Source organism: Streptomyces sp. NPDC004542 (genome assembly GCF_040610035.1).
Lineage (GTDB): Bacteria > Actinomycetota > Actinomycetes > Streptomycetales > Streptomycetaceae > Streptomyces.
This window is the reverse complement of record NZ_JBEXLP010000007.1, coordinates 120,126-135,610: the sequence shown is the minus strand read 5'-3', so window position 1 is coordinate 135,610 and position 15,485 is coordinate 120,126. Positions and strand designations below refer to the sequence as shown.

Genomic DNA, 15,485 nt, shown 5'->3' with positions numbered 1-15,485 from the left:
GCCGTAGCGCCTGTACCCGTAGGCCCCTTTCCGACGGTTCGGACAACAGCCGACAAGCCTCGGACAGTCACCCTACGTATCAGCGCTGTCACTGTTCACGGTAAGCGCACACCACCACGCTCGGTCACGTGAACAGCGAAAAGTCCACCCAACTCCTCTCGCCCACCGACCACTTCAGCGTGCTCCTGTCACCCACCCCGCGCGGCGCCCGCCTCGCCCGGCTGCTCGCCACGGACTGGATGCGCACGCGTGACCTGCCCCACCGCGTAACCGAAGCCGCCGAACACCTCGTAGCCGAACTCGCCGCCAACGCCGCCACCCACGGCCGGCTCCCCGGACGCGACTTCCGCCTCGCCCTGCTGGCCCGCCACGTGACCCTCCGCATCGAGGTCACGGACACCCGGGGTGACGACCTCCCGCGCCGCTACGCACCCACCCCCGACGGCGAGTCAGGCCGCGGCCTGCTCCTCGTCGACGCCCTCGCCGACCGCTGGGGCGTGAAGCTCGGACCGGTCCCCCGCAAGACCGTATGGGCGGAACTCGACCTGTCACGTACCTGACCTGCGGAAACGGCACACGCACCGGAGCACGACCCCGTGTGCTCCGGTGCCGTCGGCGGTCTTAACCAAGGACCACGAGAGGGAAAGAAACCGCACCAAGCCCCACCCCTCCCGCCCATGGCACACGCTCGGCACAGCGCTCACTCGGGTGGGTGAACATCACCGGCTCAGCTGGATTCCTGACGGGGCGTCTGCCCTACGCTCAGCGCAACACGACACAGCACGACCCCAGACACACGACGGCCCTCGCCGGGACTGGCATCCCATTGCGAGGGCCTGACCACCAAGGAAGCAGAACCTTCCCGATGGATACCCAAAACATTAGCGCGCGCCCGCGCGTCCGGTCCCGTATCAGCGGGAAAAACCACCCGCACGCGCACTCCGGCGGCGTCATCCACGACAACGCCCGCCACACCACGCGCTTCACGGTGATCGGCAACCACCTCACCCAGCACCCGGACCTGTCGCTCCTGGCGATCGGACTGGCCTGCCACATCCAGTCGCTGCCCACCGGCTCCCCCGTCGACATCAAGTCCCTCACCGCCCGCTTCAAGGAGGGGCCCACCCGGATCGCCGCCGCCCTGAACGAGCTGGAGGACCACGGCTACCTGCGCCGTACCCGCGAACGCACGGAGAAGGGCCGCATCGTCACCCGTACGGTCTCCTGCAACCAGCCGGACCGGTACCGCGACCGGAACGCGTCCGTACCACCCACAGCCAAGCTCCCGACGCAGCCCCCGACCAGGCCCCCCGCCCGTCCCACGGCCACCGCCCCGCAGCGGAAACCCGCACGCCCCCGCGCCCTCCCCGCCGTACCGAAGCCCGCGTACACCTCCCCCGCCCTCCTCCAGACGGCCACCGAAGTCCTCGCCGGCCTGCGCCGCGCAGACCCCCGCCTGCTCCTCTCCGCCACCGACGCCGAACACCTCGCCCCCGGTGTCGTCGCCTGGCTGGAACGGGACCTCACCCCCACGGCCGTACGCCACGCCCTGACCAGCGACCTGCCGATGGAGCCCCTGCGCCGCCCGGCCGCCTTCCTGGCCCACCGCCTCACCGCTCGGCTCCCGCCCCTGCCACCGTTCCGCGCCCCCGAACCACCCCCGCCCGTCCGTCACCCCATGCGCAACTGCGACACCTGCGACCGCGGCTACCGGGGCCCCGATCCACGCAAATGCGGTGACTGCCGGACCCCCACGCACCACTGAAACCAAGGAACCGAATGGTCAGCTCACCCCACGAGGCGATGCACCGCATCTTCCAGCAGTACCCGGACCTCTTCTCCGGAGTGGCCGAGGTACTCGGCCTCGACTTCCCCCGGCCCACCTCGTTCACCGTCCTGCCCAACGACCTCACCGAGACCAGCCCCGTCGAACGCCGCGTGGACACCCTCGTACGGCTGGAGACGGAGGACGACGAGCCGCTGCTCCTGGCGGTCGAGTCCCAGGGCGGGAAGGATCCGGACAAGCCCGCGAGCTGGGCGTACTACGCCTCGTACCTGCTCACGAAGTACCGGCTGCAGCCGATGCTGCTGGTCGTCTGCCAGGACCGCGCCACCGCGGAATGGGCCGCGCGCGAGGTCCGCTTCGGCCCTCGCCAGTGGCCCGTGCTGACCCTGCGGCCCCTGGTCGCGGGACCGCACAACATGCCGGTCATCACCGACCCGGCAGAAGTCCGCAAGGACCTCGTCCTCGCCACGCTGGCCGCGATCACCCATGCCAAGCATCCGGACGCGGGGGCCATACTCAAGTCAATGACGACCGTTCTGCGGGACACCCCGCAGAACGTCGCCAACCCGATCATCGAAGTCATCGCACAAGGCCTGGGCAAGAACCCAGCCGCACAACTGTGGAGGAAACTGGTGGCCGTGGACCTCTCCTTCTACAAGTCCCCCCTCTCCGAGGAAATCCGCGACGAAGGCCGAGCCGAAGGTCGGGCCGAAGGTCGGGCCGAAGGCCGAGCCGAGGACATCCTGGACGTCCTGGAAGTGCGCGGCATCGACGTCCCCGAAGCGGTCCGGGAACGCATCACCGGCTGCGGCGACCCCGAGACCCTGCGCCACTGGCACCGGCGCGCCGTCACCGTCTCGACAGCCGAAGCGATCTTCGACGATGAGTAGCGAATACGTAGCCGTGGACCTCTCCTTCTACAAGTCCCCCCTCTCCGAGGAAATCCGCGACGAAGGCCGAGCCGAGGGCGAGGCCCGCCGGGCCGCCGAGGACATCCTGGACGTCCTGGAAGTGCGCGGCATCGACGTCCCCGAAGCGGTCCGGGAACGCATCACCGGCTGCGGCGACCCCGAGACCCTGCGCCACTGGCACCGGCGCGCCGTCACTGCCCCGACAGCCGAAGCGATCTTCGAAGGCCGGTAGTCACGAGACACCGGCCGGTCACACCGGTCGGTGTCCCACGGCCTCTGGCGCCCGACGTGCAAGGTACGGCTTACGAACCCGTGGCCGCCGGTGCGGGAAGGTTGCCGCGACTGGGGAAGACTCTCCAGGGTGAACCTGCCGCACCCTGCCCGACCCGCGCACCCGGAGGCCCACCTCCGCCTCCTCGCCGACGTCTTCGCCGTGGCCGCGCCCGTTCCGCTGGCCCTGGCCGGCGGCTACGCGCTGCAGGCGCACGGCCTGCTCGAGCGCCCGCACGCGAACGTCGACCTGGCCACCGAGAGCACCGAGCCGATGGACCGGATCGCCCGCGCGCTCGGCGACGCGCTGACCGCGCGGGGCCGTGACGTGACGCTCCGGGACGCGGACCCGCTCTCCGCCCACCTGACGGTCACGGACCCGCAGACGGGCGCCACCGCCACCGTCACCGCTCTGGCCCTGCACAAGGAGACCTTCTGGAGCCCGCCCGTCCCGACCCCCTACGGCCCGGCGCTCTGTCTGGAGGACGCGGTCGGCACCAAGATCCGGGCCCTGTACGACCGCGGCCTCGCCGTCGACCTGGTCGACGCGCGGGCCGCCTCCGCCCGCTTCTCCTGGCCCGAGCTGGAGGAACTGGCCCGCCGCCACGCCAGGGACGAGTTCGACCTGCCCACGCTCCAGAGCCGCCTGGAGGGCATGGACTACTACGCGGACTCGGCGTTCCGGGCGTACGGCCTGGCGGACGACGAGGTCACGGACCTGCGCGCCTGGGCCCTGGCCTGGTCGACGGAGATCGCCGAGCGGCTGCTCGAGGAGGGCGCCTCGCCGGACGAACCGGGGGAGTGAGCCGGCGGCTCCGGAACCGCCCCGTCGCGCGCACGGAGAAGGGCTCGGAACCGGCGTCGGTCCCGAGCCCCTCCTCCCGCACGTGCCTTACTTGGGCTGCGGCTTGCGCACCGACAGGTGCAGCTCCTTCAGCCGTGCCTCCTCCAGCTCCGTCGGCGCGCCCATCATCAGGTCCTGGGCGTTGCCGTTGAGCGGGAAGGCGATGGTCTCGCGGATGTTGGGCTCGTCCGCGAGGAGCATCACGATGCGGTCGACGCCGGGGGCGATGCCGCCGTGCGGCGGGGCGCCGAAGCGGAAGGCGCGCAGCATGCCGGCGAACTTCTCCTCGACGGTCTCGCGGTCGTAGCCCGCGATCTCGAAGGCCTTCAGCATGATCTCCGGCTCGTGGTTCCGGATCGCGCCGGAGGACAGCTCGACGCCGTTGCAGACGATGTCGTACTGCCAGCCCAGGATGTCCAGCGGGTCCTGGGTCTCCAGGGCCTCCAGGCCGCCCTGCGGCATGGAGAACGGGTTGTGCGAGAAGTCGATCGCGCCGGTGTCCTCGTCCTTCTCGTACATCGGGAAGTCGACGATCCAGCAGAAGCGGAAGACGTTCTCCTCGAAGTGCCCGGCCCGCTTGGCGGCCTCGACCCGCACCGCGCCCATGATCTTCGAGACCTCGTCGAACTCGCCCGCGCCGAAGAAGACGGCGTGGCCGGGGGCCAGGGAGAGCCGCTTGGTCAGCTCGGCGACGTTCTCCTCGGTGAGGAACTTCGCGATCGGGCCGGTCAGCGAGCCGTCGTCCGTCACGCGGACCCAGGCCAGGCCCTTGGCGCCGAGCGACACGGCGAACTCGCCGAGCTGGTCGAAGAACTTCCGGGGCTGCGCCGCGACGTCCGGCACGGCCAGCGCGCGCACGTGCTTGCCCGCGAACGCCTTGAAGTCCGAGCCCTCGAAGACGTCGGTGATGTCCACCAGCTCGAGCTTCGCCCGCAGGTCCGGCTTGTCCGAGCCGTACTTCAGCATCGCCTCGCGGAACGGGATCCGCGGGAAGGGCGAGGTGACGTGGCGGCCGTTGCCGAACTCCTCGAACAGCTCGGTCATCAGCTGCTCGATCGGCCGGAAGACGTCCTCCTGCTCGACGAAGCTCATCTCGACGTCGAGCTGGTAGAACTCGCCCGGCGAGCGGTCCGCGCGCGCGTCCTCGTCGCGGAAGCAGGGCGCGATCTGGAAGTAGCGGTCGAAGCCGGAGATCATCAGCAGCTGCTTGAACTGCTGCGGGGCCTGCGGCAGGGCGTAGAACTTGCCGGGGTTCAGACGGGACGGGACGACGAAGTCGCGGGCGCCCTCGGGGGAGGTCGCGGACAGGATCGGCGTCGCCATCTCGTTGAAGCCGAGCGCCGTCATCTTGTGGCGGATCGCCGAGATCACCGCCGTGCGCAGCATGATGTTGCGGTGCATGCGCTCGCGGCGCAGGTCCAGGAAGCGGTACTCCAGGCGCCGCTCCTCGTTGACCCCGTCCTCGGTGTTGATGGTGAAGGGCAGCGGCTGGGCGGCCCCCAGCAGCTCGACCTCGCCGACCTCGACCTCGACCTCACCGGTGGGCAGGTCGGGGTTCACGTTCTCGGTTCCACGTGAAACGACCTTGCCGTCGACGCGGACCGTCGACTCCTTGGAGACCTTGTCGAGGGCCTCGTAGGCGGGCGTGCCGGGGCGGGCGACCAGCTGGGTGATGCCGTAGTGGTCGCGCAGATCGATGAAGAGGATGCCGCCCAGGTCGCGCCGATTGTGCAGCCAGCCACTCAGCCGGACGTCGGTGCCGACGTCAGAGGCGCGGAGCTCGCCGCAGGTGTGGGACCTGTACCGATGCATCGTCGTTCATCCAGTCTTCGCGGATCGGGAATCTCCGGGGCCCGGTGCCCGGACCTCCCCAGGGTACCGGGCACCCCGAGATCGGCTCCCCACCGTTGATTCCCCGCGCTGATTCCCGCCGCCGGCTCCCTCCGCATGCGCGGGGCGCGGTCACGGAGGCGCGTAGCGGTCCGTGAGTTCGTTCACGACGCCGAAGCCGGCAGCGGTCAGCGGCACCGCCAGCAGCATGCCGACGATGCCGGCGGCGGACGCCCCGGCGGCGATCGCCAGCATCACCACCGCCGGGTGCATCTGCACGGTCCGGCTCTGGATGACCGGCTGGAGCACGTGCCCCTCCAGCACCTGCACGGCGAGGACGACACCCAGCGTCCACAGGGCGATGGCGACGCCACGGTCGGCGAGCGCGACCAGCACGGCGACCGCGCCGGAGAGGAACGCGCCGAGGTAGGGGATGTAGGCGCCGACGAAGACGAGCGCCCCGAGGCCGACGGCGCCGGGCACGTCGAGGATGAGCAGGCCGAGGGTGATGCAGAGGGCGTCGATGAGCGCGATGAGGCTGGTGCCGCGCATGAATCCCTCGACGCCCTCGTACGCGCGCCGCGCGGTGGCCTCCAGGGCGTCGGCACTTCCGCCCGGTGCGACGGACCTCAGCGTCTCGACGACGCGGTGGGAGTCCCGCAGGAAGAAGAAGACGAGGAACAGCGCCAGCACGGCCATGGCGATGCTCTCCCCGACCACGCTGACCCCGCTGATGACGTTCGAGGCGGCCGTTCCGCCGAACCTGCGCAGCAGTTCGCCCGAGTGTGCGGCGAGGTCGTCGAGCGAGGTGCCCGCCGGCCCCAGGTAGCGGGCGAGGCCCGCGGCGGCCTTCCTGAGCGAGGAGACGATCTGCTGCCCGTTGCCGATCAGCGCGGCGGCCACGACGTACACCGCGCCACCGACCACCGCCACCACGGCCACGCAGGTCAGCCCGGCCGCCACCGATCGCTGCACCCCGACCCCGACCAGCCGCCGGTGTACCGGCCCGAGCAGCGCGGTGCCCAGCAGGGCGAGCAGTGCGGGGACCACCGCCGTACGGAACTCCGCGCACAGCCGGATCACGACGAACACGACCCCGGAGACGAGCAGGATCACGGCGCACCAGGCGGCGAGCCGGCGGACGGCGTACGGGAGCAGCGGTCGGGGGTCCTGCACACGACCAGCGGATCACGCGCGGGCGGGGGTGTCCTACGGAGAGGGGCCGGGCGGGGGACACGGTGCCGGGCGCAGGCCGCCGAGCCGTGAGCCTCGGCGGCTCACGGCTCGGTCGGGTCGGGCAGGCGGGGGATGGCCGGCGGTCGGGGGCGGGCCTGCGGCCGGGGTCAGGCCTGCGGTCCGGTCTCCGTCATCCCGTGGACCGCGGGGATGGTGCCCAGGCGGCCCTTCTGGAAGTCCTCGAAGGCCTGCTGGAGCTCGTCGCGGGTGTTCATGACGAACGGGCCGTAGTGGGCCATGGGCTCGCGGATCGGCTGTCCGCCGAGGAGGACGACCTCCAGGTCCGGCGTGTGGGAGTCCTGCTTCTCGTCCGCGCGGAAGGTCAGCGAGGAGCCCGCGCCGAAGACGGCGGTCTGGCCCAGGTGGACCGGGCGGCGGTCCGCACCGACGGAGCCCCGGCCGGCCAGGACGTACGCCAGCCCGTTGAAGTCCTCCCGCCACGGCAGGGTGACCTCGGCGCCCGGCGCGACGGTCGCGTGGATCATGGTGATCGGGGTGTGCGTGATGCCGGGGCCCTGGTGGCCGTCCAGCTCGCCGGCGATGACGCGGAGCAGCGCGCCGCCGTCGGGGGTGGTGAGCAGCTGGACGTTGCCGCCGCGGATGTCCTGGTAACGCGGGGCCATCATCTTGTCCTTGGCGGGGAGGTTCACCCACAGCTGGAGGCCGTGGAAGAGGCCGCCGGACATGACGAGGGACTCCGGCGGGGCCTCGATGTGCAGCAGGCCCGAGCCCGCGGTCATCCACTGGGTGTCACCGTTGGTGATGGTTCCGCCGCCGCCCTGGCTGTCCTGGTGGTCGAAGACGCCGTCGATGATGTAGGTGACGGTCTCGAACCCGCGGTGCGGGTGCCAGGGGGTGCCCTTGGGCTCGCCCGGTGCGTAGTCCACCTCGCCCATCTGGTCCATCATGATGAACGGGTCGAGGTGGCGGTAGTTGATCCCGGCGAACGCCCGGCGCACCGGGAAGCCCTCGCCTTCGTAACCGCTGGGTGCGGTCGTGACGGCCAGCACGGGCCGTGCCACGGCGTCGGCGGGTGCGATCACACGGGGCAGGGTCAGCGGGTTCTCGACGGTCACTGCAGGCATGTCGGTACCTCCTTGTGCGGCCACTTTAGTTGAGCGTTGAACTTTCTGCCACCCCTAACAGAGAAAGCCCGGAGGGAATTCCCTCCGGGCGGACGAGTGGGCGGTTGGGGCGTCAGCCGTACATCCGGCGCATCGCGAAGTCGACCATCTGTTCGACGGCCTTCGCGTCGAAGACCATGCGGTGCTCGCCCTCCATGTCGAGCACGAAGCCGTAGCCGGTCGGCAGCAGGTCGATCACCTCGGCGCCGGTGATGACGAAGTACTTGGACTCCTTGCCCGCGTACCGGCGCAGCTCCTTGAGGGAGGTGAACATGGGGATCACCGGCTGCTGGGTGTTGTGCAGCGCGAGGAAGCCGGGATTGTCGCCGCGCGGGCAGTAGACCTTCGAGGTGGCGAACACCTGCTGGAAGTCCTCGGCGGCCATCTGCCCGGTGGTGAAGGCGCGCACCGCGTCGGCGAGGGAGGGCGGGGACGGCTCCGGGTAGAGCGGCTGCTGCTGGTCGTACCCGCCCATGCCGCCGCCGGGCATCTGCTGCGTCGAGGCGTACTGCTGCTGAGCGGCGCCACCGTCCATGGGCTGGCCGTATCCATACATGCGCGCAAGCGTACCGAGATGCCCCGCACGGCAGGAGGGCCGTCAAGGGTTCCCGAGCCGTTTCCGGGCGCGGGTTTGTAGACCCTTCTCACACTTGGACCGGTAGGGGTTGCTTCTTATTACCGACGGGTAGCATCATCGTAGCCACTTGTTGGTACGTGAACCAGATGCGAGGAGCCAGTGCCTCGCCGAATCCTCTACGGAGCCGTCACCATGGGGCACTACAAGTCCAATCTCCGCGACATCGAGTTCAACCTCTTCGAAGTACTCGGCCGCGACAAGCTCTACGGCACCGGCCCGTTCGAGGAGATGGACACGGACACCGCCAGGAGCGTCCTCGAGGAGCTGACCCGGCTCGCCGAGAACGAGCTGGCCGAGTCCTTCGCGGACGCCGACCGCAACCCGCCGGTCTTCGACCCGGAGACCAACACCGCGCCGGTCCCGGCCTCCTTCAAGAAGAGCTACAAGGCCTTCATGGACTCGGAGTACTGGCGCCTCGGCCTGCCCGAGGAGATCGGCGGCACGACGGCTCCCCCCTCCCTGATCTGGGCGTACGCGGAGCTGGTCCTCGGCGCCAACCCGGCCGTGTGGATGTACTCCTCCGGCCCGGCGTTCGCCCGCATCCTCTTCGAGGAGGGCACCGAGGAGCAGAAGAAGTGGGCGCAGATCGCCGTGGACCGGACCTGGGGTTCGACCATGGTGCTCACCGAGCCCGACGCGGGTTCGGACGTCGGCGCCGGCCGGACCAAGGCGGTCCAGCAGGAGGACGGCTCCTGGCACATCGAGGGCGTGAAGCGCTTCATCACCTCCGGTGAGCACGACATGGAGGAGAACATCCTCCACTACGTGCTGGCCCGCCCCGAGGGCGCCGGCCCCGGCACCAAGGGCCTGTCCCTCTTCCTCGTCCCGAAGTACCTCTTCGACTTCGAGACCGGCGAGCTCGGCGAGCGCAACGGCGTCTACGCCACCAACGTCGAGCACAAGATGGGCCTGAAGGCCTCCAACACCTGCGAGATGACCTTCGGCGACCGCCACCCGGCCAAGGGCTGGCTGATCGGCGACAAGCACGACGGCATCCGCCAGATGTTCCGCATCATCGAGTTCGCCCGGATGATGGTCGGCACGAAGGCGATCTCGACGCTGTCGACCGGCTACCTCAACGCGCTGGAGTACGCCAAGGAGCGCGTCCAGGGTCCGGACCTGGCGAACTTCATGGACAAGACCGCGCCCAAGGTCACCATCACGCACCACCCGGACGTCCGCCGCTCGCTCATCACGCAGAAGGCGTACGCCGAGGGCATGCGCGCCCTCGTCCTCTACACCGCCTCGGTCCAGGACGCGATAGCCGTCAAGGAGGCCGCCGGCGAGGACGCCTCCACCGAGCACGCCCTCAACGACCTGCTCCTGCCGATCGTCAAGGGCTACGGCTCCGAGAAGGGCTACGAGCAGCTCGCCCAGTCGCTGCAGACCTTCGGCGGCTCCGGCTTCCTGCAGGAGTACCCGATCGAGCAGTACATCCGCGACGCCAAGATCGACACCCTGTACGAGGGCACGACCGCGATCCAGGGCCAGGACTTCTTCTTCCGGAAGATCGTCCGCAACCAGGGCGCCGCGCTGAACTCCCTCGCCGAGGACATCAAGAAGTTCCTGGCGCTCGGCACGGGCGGCGAGGCGCTGGCGGGCGCCCGCGAGCACCTCGCCAAGGCGGCCGTCGAGCTGGAGGCCATCGTCGGCCTGATGCTCACCGACCTCGCCGCCACCGAGCAGGACGTCAAGAACATCTACAAGGTCGGGCTCAACAGCACCCGCCTGCTGCTGGCCTCCGGCGACGTCATCGTCGGCTACCTGCTGCTCAAGGGCGCCGCGGTGGCTGCGGAGAAGCTCGAGACCGCCTCCGCCAAGGACGTGCCGTTCTACACCGGCAAGATCGCGGCGGCGAAGTTCTTCGCGGCCAACGTCCTGCCGGGCGTCACCCTGGCCCGCAAGGTGGCCGAGGGTGTCGACCTGGAGCTGATGGAGCTGGACGAGGCCGCGTTCTGATCAGGACACGCCGTCCCCGCTGAACACCGACGAGGGCCCGCTCCCGGCAGGGGGAGCGGGCCCTCGCACGTCGTTAAGGTGAAGACCATGAGCGCACGCCCCCGCTTCGACCGCGGCCACACCGACGACCTGATGTCCTTCCTCGCGGCGAGCCCGTCGCCGTACCACGCGGTGGCGAACGCCGCCGAACGGCTGGAGAAGGCCGGTTTCCGGCAGGTCGCGGAGACGGACGCCTGGGACGGGACATCCGGCGGCACGTACGTGCTGCGCGGCGGCGCGATCGTGGCCTGGTACGTCCCGGAGGGTGCCGCCGCCCACACCCCGTTCCGGATCGTCGGCGCGCACACCGACTCCCCCAACCTGCGGGTCAAGCCGCGGCCGGACAGCGGGGCGCACGGCTGGCGCCAGGTCGCCGTCGAGATCTACGGCGGGCCGCTGCTGAACTCCTGGCTCGACCGTGACCTGGGCCTGGCCGGACGGCTGACGCTGCGGGACGGCTCGAGCCGCCTGGTGAACGTCGACCGGCCCCTGCTCAGGGTGCCGCAGCTCGCCATCCACCTGGACCGGTCGGTGTCGTCCGAAGGGCTCAAGCTGGACAAGCAGCGGCACCTCCAGCCGGTGTGGGGCCTGGGCAACGACGTGCGCGACGGCGATCTGATCGCCTTCCTGGAGCAGGAGTGCGGGCTGCCGGCGGGCGAGGTGGCCGGCTGGGACCTGATGACCCACTCCGTGGAGCCGCCCGCGTACCTCGGCCGGGACCGTGAACTGGTCGCGGGCCCGCGCATGGACAACCTGCTGTCCGTGCACGCGGGCGTCGCCGCCCTCGCCGCCGTCGCCGCCTCCGGCCGGCCGCTGCCCGCCATCCCCGTGCTGGCCGCCTTCGACCACGAGGAGAACGGCTCCCAGTCGGACACCGGCGCGGACGGGCCGCTGCTCGGCACCGTGCTGGAACGCTCGGTGTTCGCCCGCGGCGGCGGTCACGAGGACCGGGCGCGCGCCTTCGCCGCCACCGTCTGTCTGTCCTCCGACACCGGCCACGCCGTCCACCCCAACTACGCGGAGCGGCACGACCCGACGCACCACCCGCGCGTCAACGGCGGCCCGATCCTCAAGGTCAACGTCAACAACCGCTACGCGACGGACGGTGCGGGCCGCGCCGTGTGGGCCGCCGCCTGCGAGCAGGCGGACGTCCCCTTCCAGAGCTTCGTCTCCAACAACTCCATGCCCTGCGGCACCACCATCGGCCCGATCACCGCGGCCCGGCACGGCATCCGCACCGTCGACATCGGCGTGGCGATCCTGTCGATGCACAGCGCCCGGGAACTGTGCGGCGCGGACGACCCGCACCTGCTGGCGAACGCGCTGGCGGCGTTCCTGGAGAACTAGGACCAGGGCCGGGCCGTTGCGCGGCCCGGCCCTGGCCCGGCCCGGAACAGCCCGGCCCAGCCCGGCCCGGCCCGCTACGACCGGTACCGGTAGCGGATCCGGCCGCGGGTCAGGTCGTAGGGGCTGAGTTCGACGAGCACCCGGTCGTACGGGAGGATCTTGATGTAGTTCTTCCGGATCTTCCCGCTGATGTGGGCGAGCACCGTGTGCCCGTTCTCGAGTTCCACCTTGAAGGTGGCGTTGCGCAGGCACTCGACCACGGTGCCTTCGACTTCGACGCCCCCTGCTGCTTTCGTCATGTCTCCCATTCCTTCCGTACGGTGACGGAGTGTCAGCGGCGGACCAGTTCCAGGGCGCTGCCCGCGCGCCGGGCACCGACGCTCTCGAACAGGGCGGTGGCCGCCGTGTTGGACTCGTCCACCTCGGCCCATGCCGAGGCGGTACCGGAGCGGTGCAGTGAACCCAGGACCTGGGCGAGCAGCGCGCGGGCGATGCCGCGGCGGTGCCGGTCGGCCCGGACGGCGATCAGCCCGATCCGTGGCTGCCGGGTCCGTGTCGCCATCCGGACCAGCCCCACGTACTGGCCCGAGTGGAGGGCCACCGCGTACGTCGACGGGTCGAGCACGGTGGCCCCCGCGGGGCGGGGCAGCACCTCGGCCGGCATCGTCCGCCATCCCACGGAGGCCTCGACCTCGTCGCGGATGACGCGGTCCAGGGCACGCAGCGGGCCCTCCTCCGCCCGGCCGGGCGGCAGGATCGTCACGCCCGACGGGGGCCGCACCGGGCCGAGCCCGGTGATCCGCGGGTCGGTGGGCACGACACAGCCCCACTCGCGGCGTGCGGTGGCGAAGCCGGCCCGCTCCCAGGCGGACCGCGCGTCGTGGTCGGTCTCGTCCACGACGGTGTACAGCGGCGTGGGCAGATCGGTGAGCATCGCGTCGGCGAGGCGGTCGAAGACCGTGCCGTGCCATGCGTCGACGCTGATGAAGAGCCGCCCGTCGGGCCGGCGCGAAGCGTGACCGCGGCCGACCGTCCGGTCGTCCTCCACGGCGTGCCACTGCGCGTCCGAGACCCGCGTGACCACGACGAGGCGGCGGACCGGGTCCGAAGTGACCCGCACAGGGTTGGAGTTCACAGGTGTTGCCTCTCAGGAGTGCCTTGTCGGAGGCGCTCCCGGCGACACCTACGTCAACCGCCCACCGTGACCGACAAGGGGGAGCACCCACACCACCACAGCCTTCATGGGTCTCACCTCCTCGCGTTCTCTCACGGCTGCCCAGACGCTACCAGCCCGGTCCGGCCGGCCCAACTCATTTAAAAGCCGTCCCCCGCATGCGGGTTGACGACGGGGGTACCCGCAGTCACGGACCGGAACGGCCGGTCCGGACAGGAGACAGTCATGGGCCTCGGCGGGTGCATCATCCTCATCGCCGTGGGAGCCATTCTCACGTTCGCCACCGACTGGCACATGAGCGGGGTAAACGTTCATCTGGTCGGGTTCATCCTCATGATGGTCGGCCTGATCGGCGTGGCGACCTTCAGCAGCATCGCGCGGCGCAGGCGGCTCGTGGTGCCGCCCCCGACGACCACGGTCGTCGAGGAAGACCCGCACCACCACCACGGCACCGCGTACGGCGACGGTTACCGCGACGGCTACGGCGTCTGAGCCCCGGCCGCGTCGCCTCCCTCGTCCATTCCCGCCAGCACCAGCGGCAGCCGGCCGGCCCCGCCCTCGGTGAGCCGGACCGGAACACCCCAGTCCTGCTGGTGGACATGGCAGGCGGGGTACTCGGTCGCGGGGTCGTCGTCGCAGGAGGCGGCCATCGCGGAGACGTGCAGTACGCCTTCCGGCACGGCCGGGTCGAACTCCAGCGTGCGGGACAGACCGGTGCCCGCACCTTCGCCCTTCAGCAGCAGCCCGGGCGGGGTGGAGGACACCAGCAGGCGGGTCGAGGGCCCGTACCGGGTGTCAGGCTTCTGGCCCGCCGGGGCCTGGAAGACGACGTCCAGCCGCACCTCGCCGGGGGCGATCTCGGTGGCCGCGCGCCGGGTCCGGTGGGCGACGGGCTCCACCCGCACCGCCTCCTCCGGCAGCCGCAGCCGGGTCAGGCGGTGCCGGGCCGACTCCACGACCACGATGTCCTGGCCGACGACCACGGCGTCGCTGGGCTCGCGCAGATCGGTGGCGAGCGTGGTCACCTCACCGGTCACCGGGTCGTAGCGGCGCAGGGCGTGGTTGTAGGTGTCGGCGACCGCCACCGAACCGTCCGGCAGCGCGGTGACGCCCAACGGGTGCTGGAGGAGGGCCTGTCCGGCGGCGCCGTCACGGTGCCCGAAGTCGAACAGGCCGGTGCCGACGGCCGTGTGGACGTGCCCGTCGAGGTCCACCCAGCGCAGCGCGGAGGTCTCGGAGTCGGCGAGCCAGAGCCGGTCGGCGGTCGCCGCGAGCCCGGACGGCTGGGCGAACCACGCCTCGCCGCCCGGCCCGTCGACGAGCCCCTCGTTGGTCGTGCCGGCGGTGACGGCGACGGTGCCCCCGGCCGGGTCGTACGCCCAGAGCTGGTGCACGCCCGCCATGGCGATCCACACCTTGCCGCCGAAGACCGCCACGTCCCAGGGCGAGGAGAGGTCGACCTCACGGGCCGGACCCGAGGTCGCTGACCCCTGCCACCACTGCTTTCCGGTACCGGCGAGGGTCGTCACCCGCCCGGTGGCGAGGTCCAGGCGGCGCAGCGCGTGGTTCACGGTGTCGGCGACCACCACGGACGCCCCGTCGTCGAGCAGCGCGAGCCCCTGCGGCTCGCTGAACGACGCTTCCCCCGCGCCGCCGTCGGCGAACCCCCGCACGCCGGAGCCGATGCGCCGTACGACGGTCTCCCCGTCCTCCTCCAGTTCCACCAGCTGGTGCCGGGTGGTATCGCTGACCAGCAGGTTCCCGCTCGGCAGCAGCAGCGCCTTGCCGGGGAAGCGGAGCGTGGTCGGCTCCGGCTCCGGCGCCACGTACGGCCCGTCCCCGCGCCGCAGCGTCCCCTTCGCCTCGTGCTCGGCCTCCAGTTCCTCCACCAGCCGCTCGATGGCGTGCGCGTGCCCCTCACCGGCGTGCTGGGCGACGACGTACCCCTCCGGGTCGACGACGACCAGCGTCGGCCAGGCCCGCACCGCGTACTGCTTCCAGGTGGCCAGCTCGGGGTCGTCGAGCACCGGGTGCTCCACCCCGTACCGCTCCACGGCGTCCACGACGGCCCGGTGCTCGGCCTCGTGCACGAACTTCGGCGAGTGCACGCCGATGACGACGACCGTGTCGCGGTGCCGCTCCTCCAGCGCGCGGAGCTCGTCGAGGACGTGCAGGCAGTTGATGCAGCAGAAGGTCCAGAAATCGAGGACGACGATGCGCCCCCGCAGGTCGGCGAGGGTGTACTGCTGTCCCCCGGTGTTCAGCCAGCCGCCCTTGCCGACCAGCTGGGGGGCACGGACACGTGCGCGTGAAGCCATACCCCCGTCA

At 71.0% G+C, this 15,485-nt stretch carries 14 protein-coding genes and 1 pseudogene; 8 read left to right on the top strand and 7 right to left on the bottom strand.

All coding sequences use genetic code 11. The annotated features are described in order from the left end of the window. Positions 1–128 precede the first annotated feature (128 nt). From ABZX30_RS06930 to ABZX30_RS06910, 5 genes and pseudogenes are all read left to right on the top strand, one after another. Positions 129–560, top strand: a complete 432-nt coding sequence (locus ABZX30_RS06930) for an ATP-binding protein (protein WP_355929775.1) — start codon at positions 129–131, stop codon at positions 558–560. Between the two features lie 305 nt (positions 561–865). Further along, positions 866–1,765: a helix-turn-helix domain-containing protein gene (locus tag ABZX30_RS06925; protein ID WP_355929774.1), complete on the top strand. Its 900-nt coding sequence runs from the start codon at positions 866–868 to the stop codon at positions 1,763–1,765. 14 nt (positions 1,766–1,779) lie between these two features. Then, positions 1,780–2,676 (top strand): hypothetical protein, encoded by an 897-nt coding sequence (locus ABZX30_RS06920; protein ID WP_355929772.1) that lies wholly within the window; start codon positions 1,780–1,782, stop codon positions 2,674–2,676. A 7-nt stretch (positions 2,677–2,683) separates the two neighbouring features. After that, positions 2,684–2,929 (top strand): annotated as a pseudogene (locus ABZX30_RS06915) (hypothetical protein); the annotation flags it as partial. Positions 2,930–3,064: 135 nt separating this feature from the next. Beyond that, positions 3,065–3,772 (top strand): hypothetical protein, encoded by a 708-nt coding sequence (locus tag ABZX30_RS06910; RefSeq protein ID WP_355929888.1) that lies wholly within the window; start codon positions 3,065–3,067, stop codon positions 3,770–3,772. A gap of 87 nt (positions 3,773–3,859) precedes the next feature. Here ABZX30_RS06910 and aspS read toward each other — a convergent pair whose 3' ends face one another. From aspS to ABZX30_RS06890, 4 genes are all read right to left on the bottom strand, one after another. Next, on the bottom strand, positions 3,860–5,623 hold the full coding sequence (gene aspS, locus ABZX30_RS06905; protein WP_355929770.1) for an aspartate--tRNA ligase: 1,764 nt from the start codon (positions 5,621–5,623) through the stop codon (positions 3,860–3,862). 150 nt (positions 5,624–5,773) lie between these two features. Beyond that, on the bottom strand, positions 5,774–6,817 hold the full coding sequence (locus tag ABZX30_RS06900) for an AI-2E family transporter (protein WP_355929769.1): 1,044 nt from the start codon (positions 6,815–6,817) through the stop codon (positions 5,774–5,776). Between the two features lie 167 nt (positions 6,818–6,984). Continuing rightward, positions 6,985–7,962 carry a pirin family protein gene (locus ABZX30_RS06895; RefSeq protein ID WP_355929766.1) on the bottom strand — a complete coding sequence of 326 codons (978 nt, stop codon included), beginning with the start codon at positions 7,960–7,962 and terminating at the stop codon, positions 6,985–6,987. 112 nt (positions 7,963–8,074) lie between these two features. Further along, the gene (locus ABZX30_RS06890) at positions 8,075–8,557 is read right to left on the bottom strand and encodes an SseB family protein (protein ID WP_355929763.1); all 483 of its coding nucleotides are present in this window, start codon (positions 8,555–8,557) and stop codon (positions 8,075–8,077) included. Positions 8,558–8,770: 213 nt separating this feature from the next. Between ABZX30_RS06890 and ABZX30_RS06885 the strand changes: the two genes are divergently transcribed. Further along, positions 8,771–10,597, top strand: a complete 1,827-nt coding sequence (locus tag ABZX30_RS06885; RefSeq protein WP_355929886.1) for an acyl-CoA dehydrogenase — start codon at positions 8,771–8,773, stop codon at positions 10,595–10,597. Positions 10,598–10,684: 87 nt separating this feature from the next. Then, positions 10,685–11,983 carry a M18 family aminopeptidase gene (locus tag ABZX30_RS06880; RefSeq protein ID WP_355929761.1) on the top strand — a complete coding sequence of 433 codons (1,299 nt, stop codon included), beginning with the start codon at positions 10,685–10,687 and terminating at the stop codon, positions 11,981–11,983. A 74-nt stretch (positions 11,984–12,057) separates the two neighbouring features. Here the strand turns inward: ABZX30_RS06880 and infA are convergent, their stop codons facing one another. Both infA and ABZX30_RS06870 read right to left on the bottom strand, forming a co-directional pair. Continuing rightward, a complete protein-coding gene (infA, locus tag ABZX30_RS06875; RefSeq protein ID WP_355929759.1) occupies positions 12,058–12,282 on the bottom strand; it encodes a translation initiation factor IF-1 in 225 nt (74 codons plus the stop codon). Between the two features lie 32 nt (positions 12,283–12,314). Next, positions 12,315–13,118, bottom strand: a complete 804-nt coding sequence (locus ABZX30_RS06870; RefSeq protein WP_355929756.1) for a GNAT family N-acetyltransferase — start codon at positions 13,116–13,118, stop codon at positions 12,315–12,317. 264 nt (positions 13,119–13,382) lie between these two features. Between ABZX30_RS06870 and ABZX30_RS06865 the strand changes: the two genes are divergently transcribed. Next, the gene (locus ABZX30_RS06865; RefSeq protein WP_355929754.1) at positions 13,383–13,649 is read left to right on the top strand and encodes a DUF6458 family protein; all 267 of its coding nucleotides are present in this window, start codon (positions 13,383–13,385) and stop codon (positions 13,647–13,649) included. Here ABZX30_RS06865 and ABZX30_RS06860 read toward each other — a convergent pair. Beyond that, entirely contained in the window at positions 13,637–15,475 is a 1,839-nt protein-coding gene (locus ABZX30_RS06860) for an NHL domain-containing thioredoxin family protein (protein ID WP_355929753.1), read from the bottom strand. The two genes, ABZX30_RS06865 and ABZX30_RS06860, sit on opposite strands and share 13 nt — an antisense overlap. Positions 15,476–15,485 lie beyond the last annotated feature (10 nt).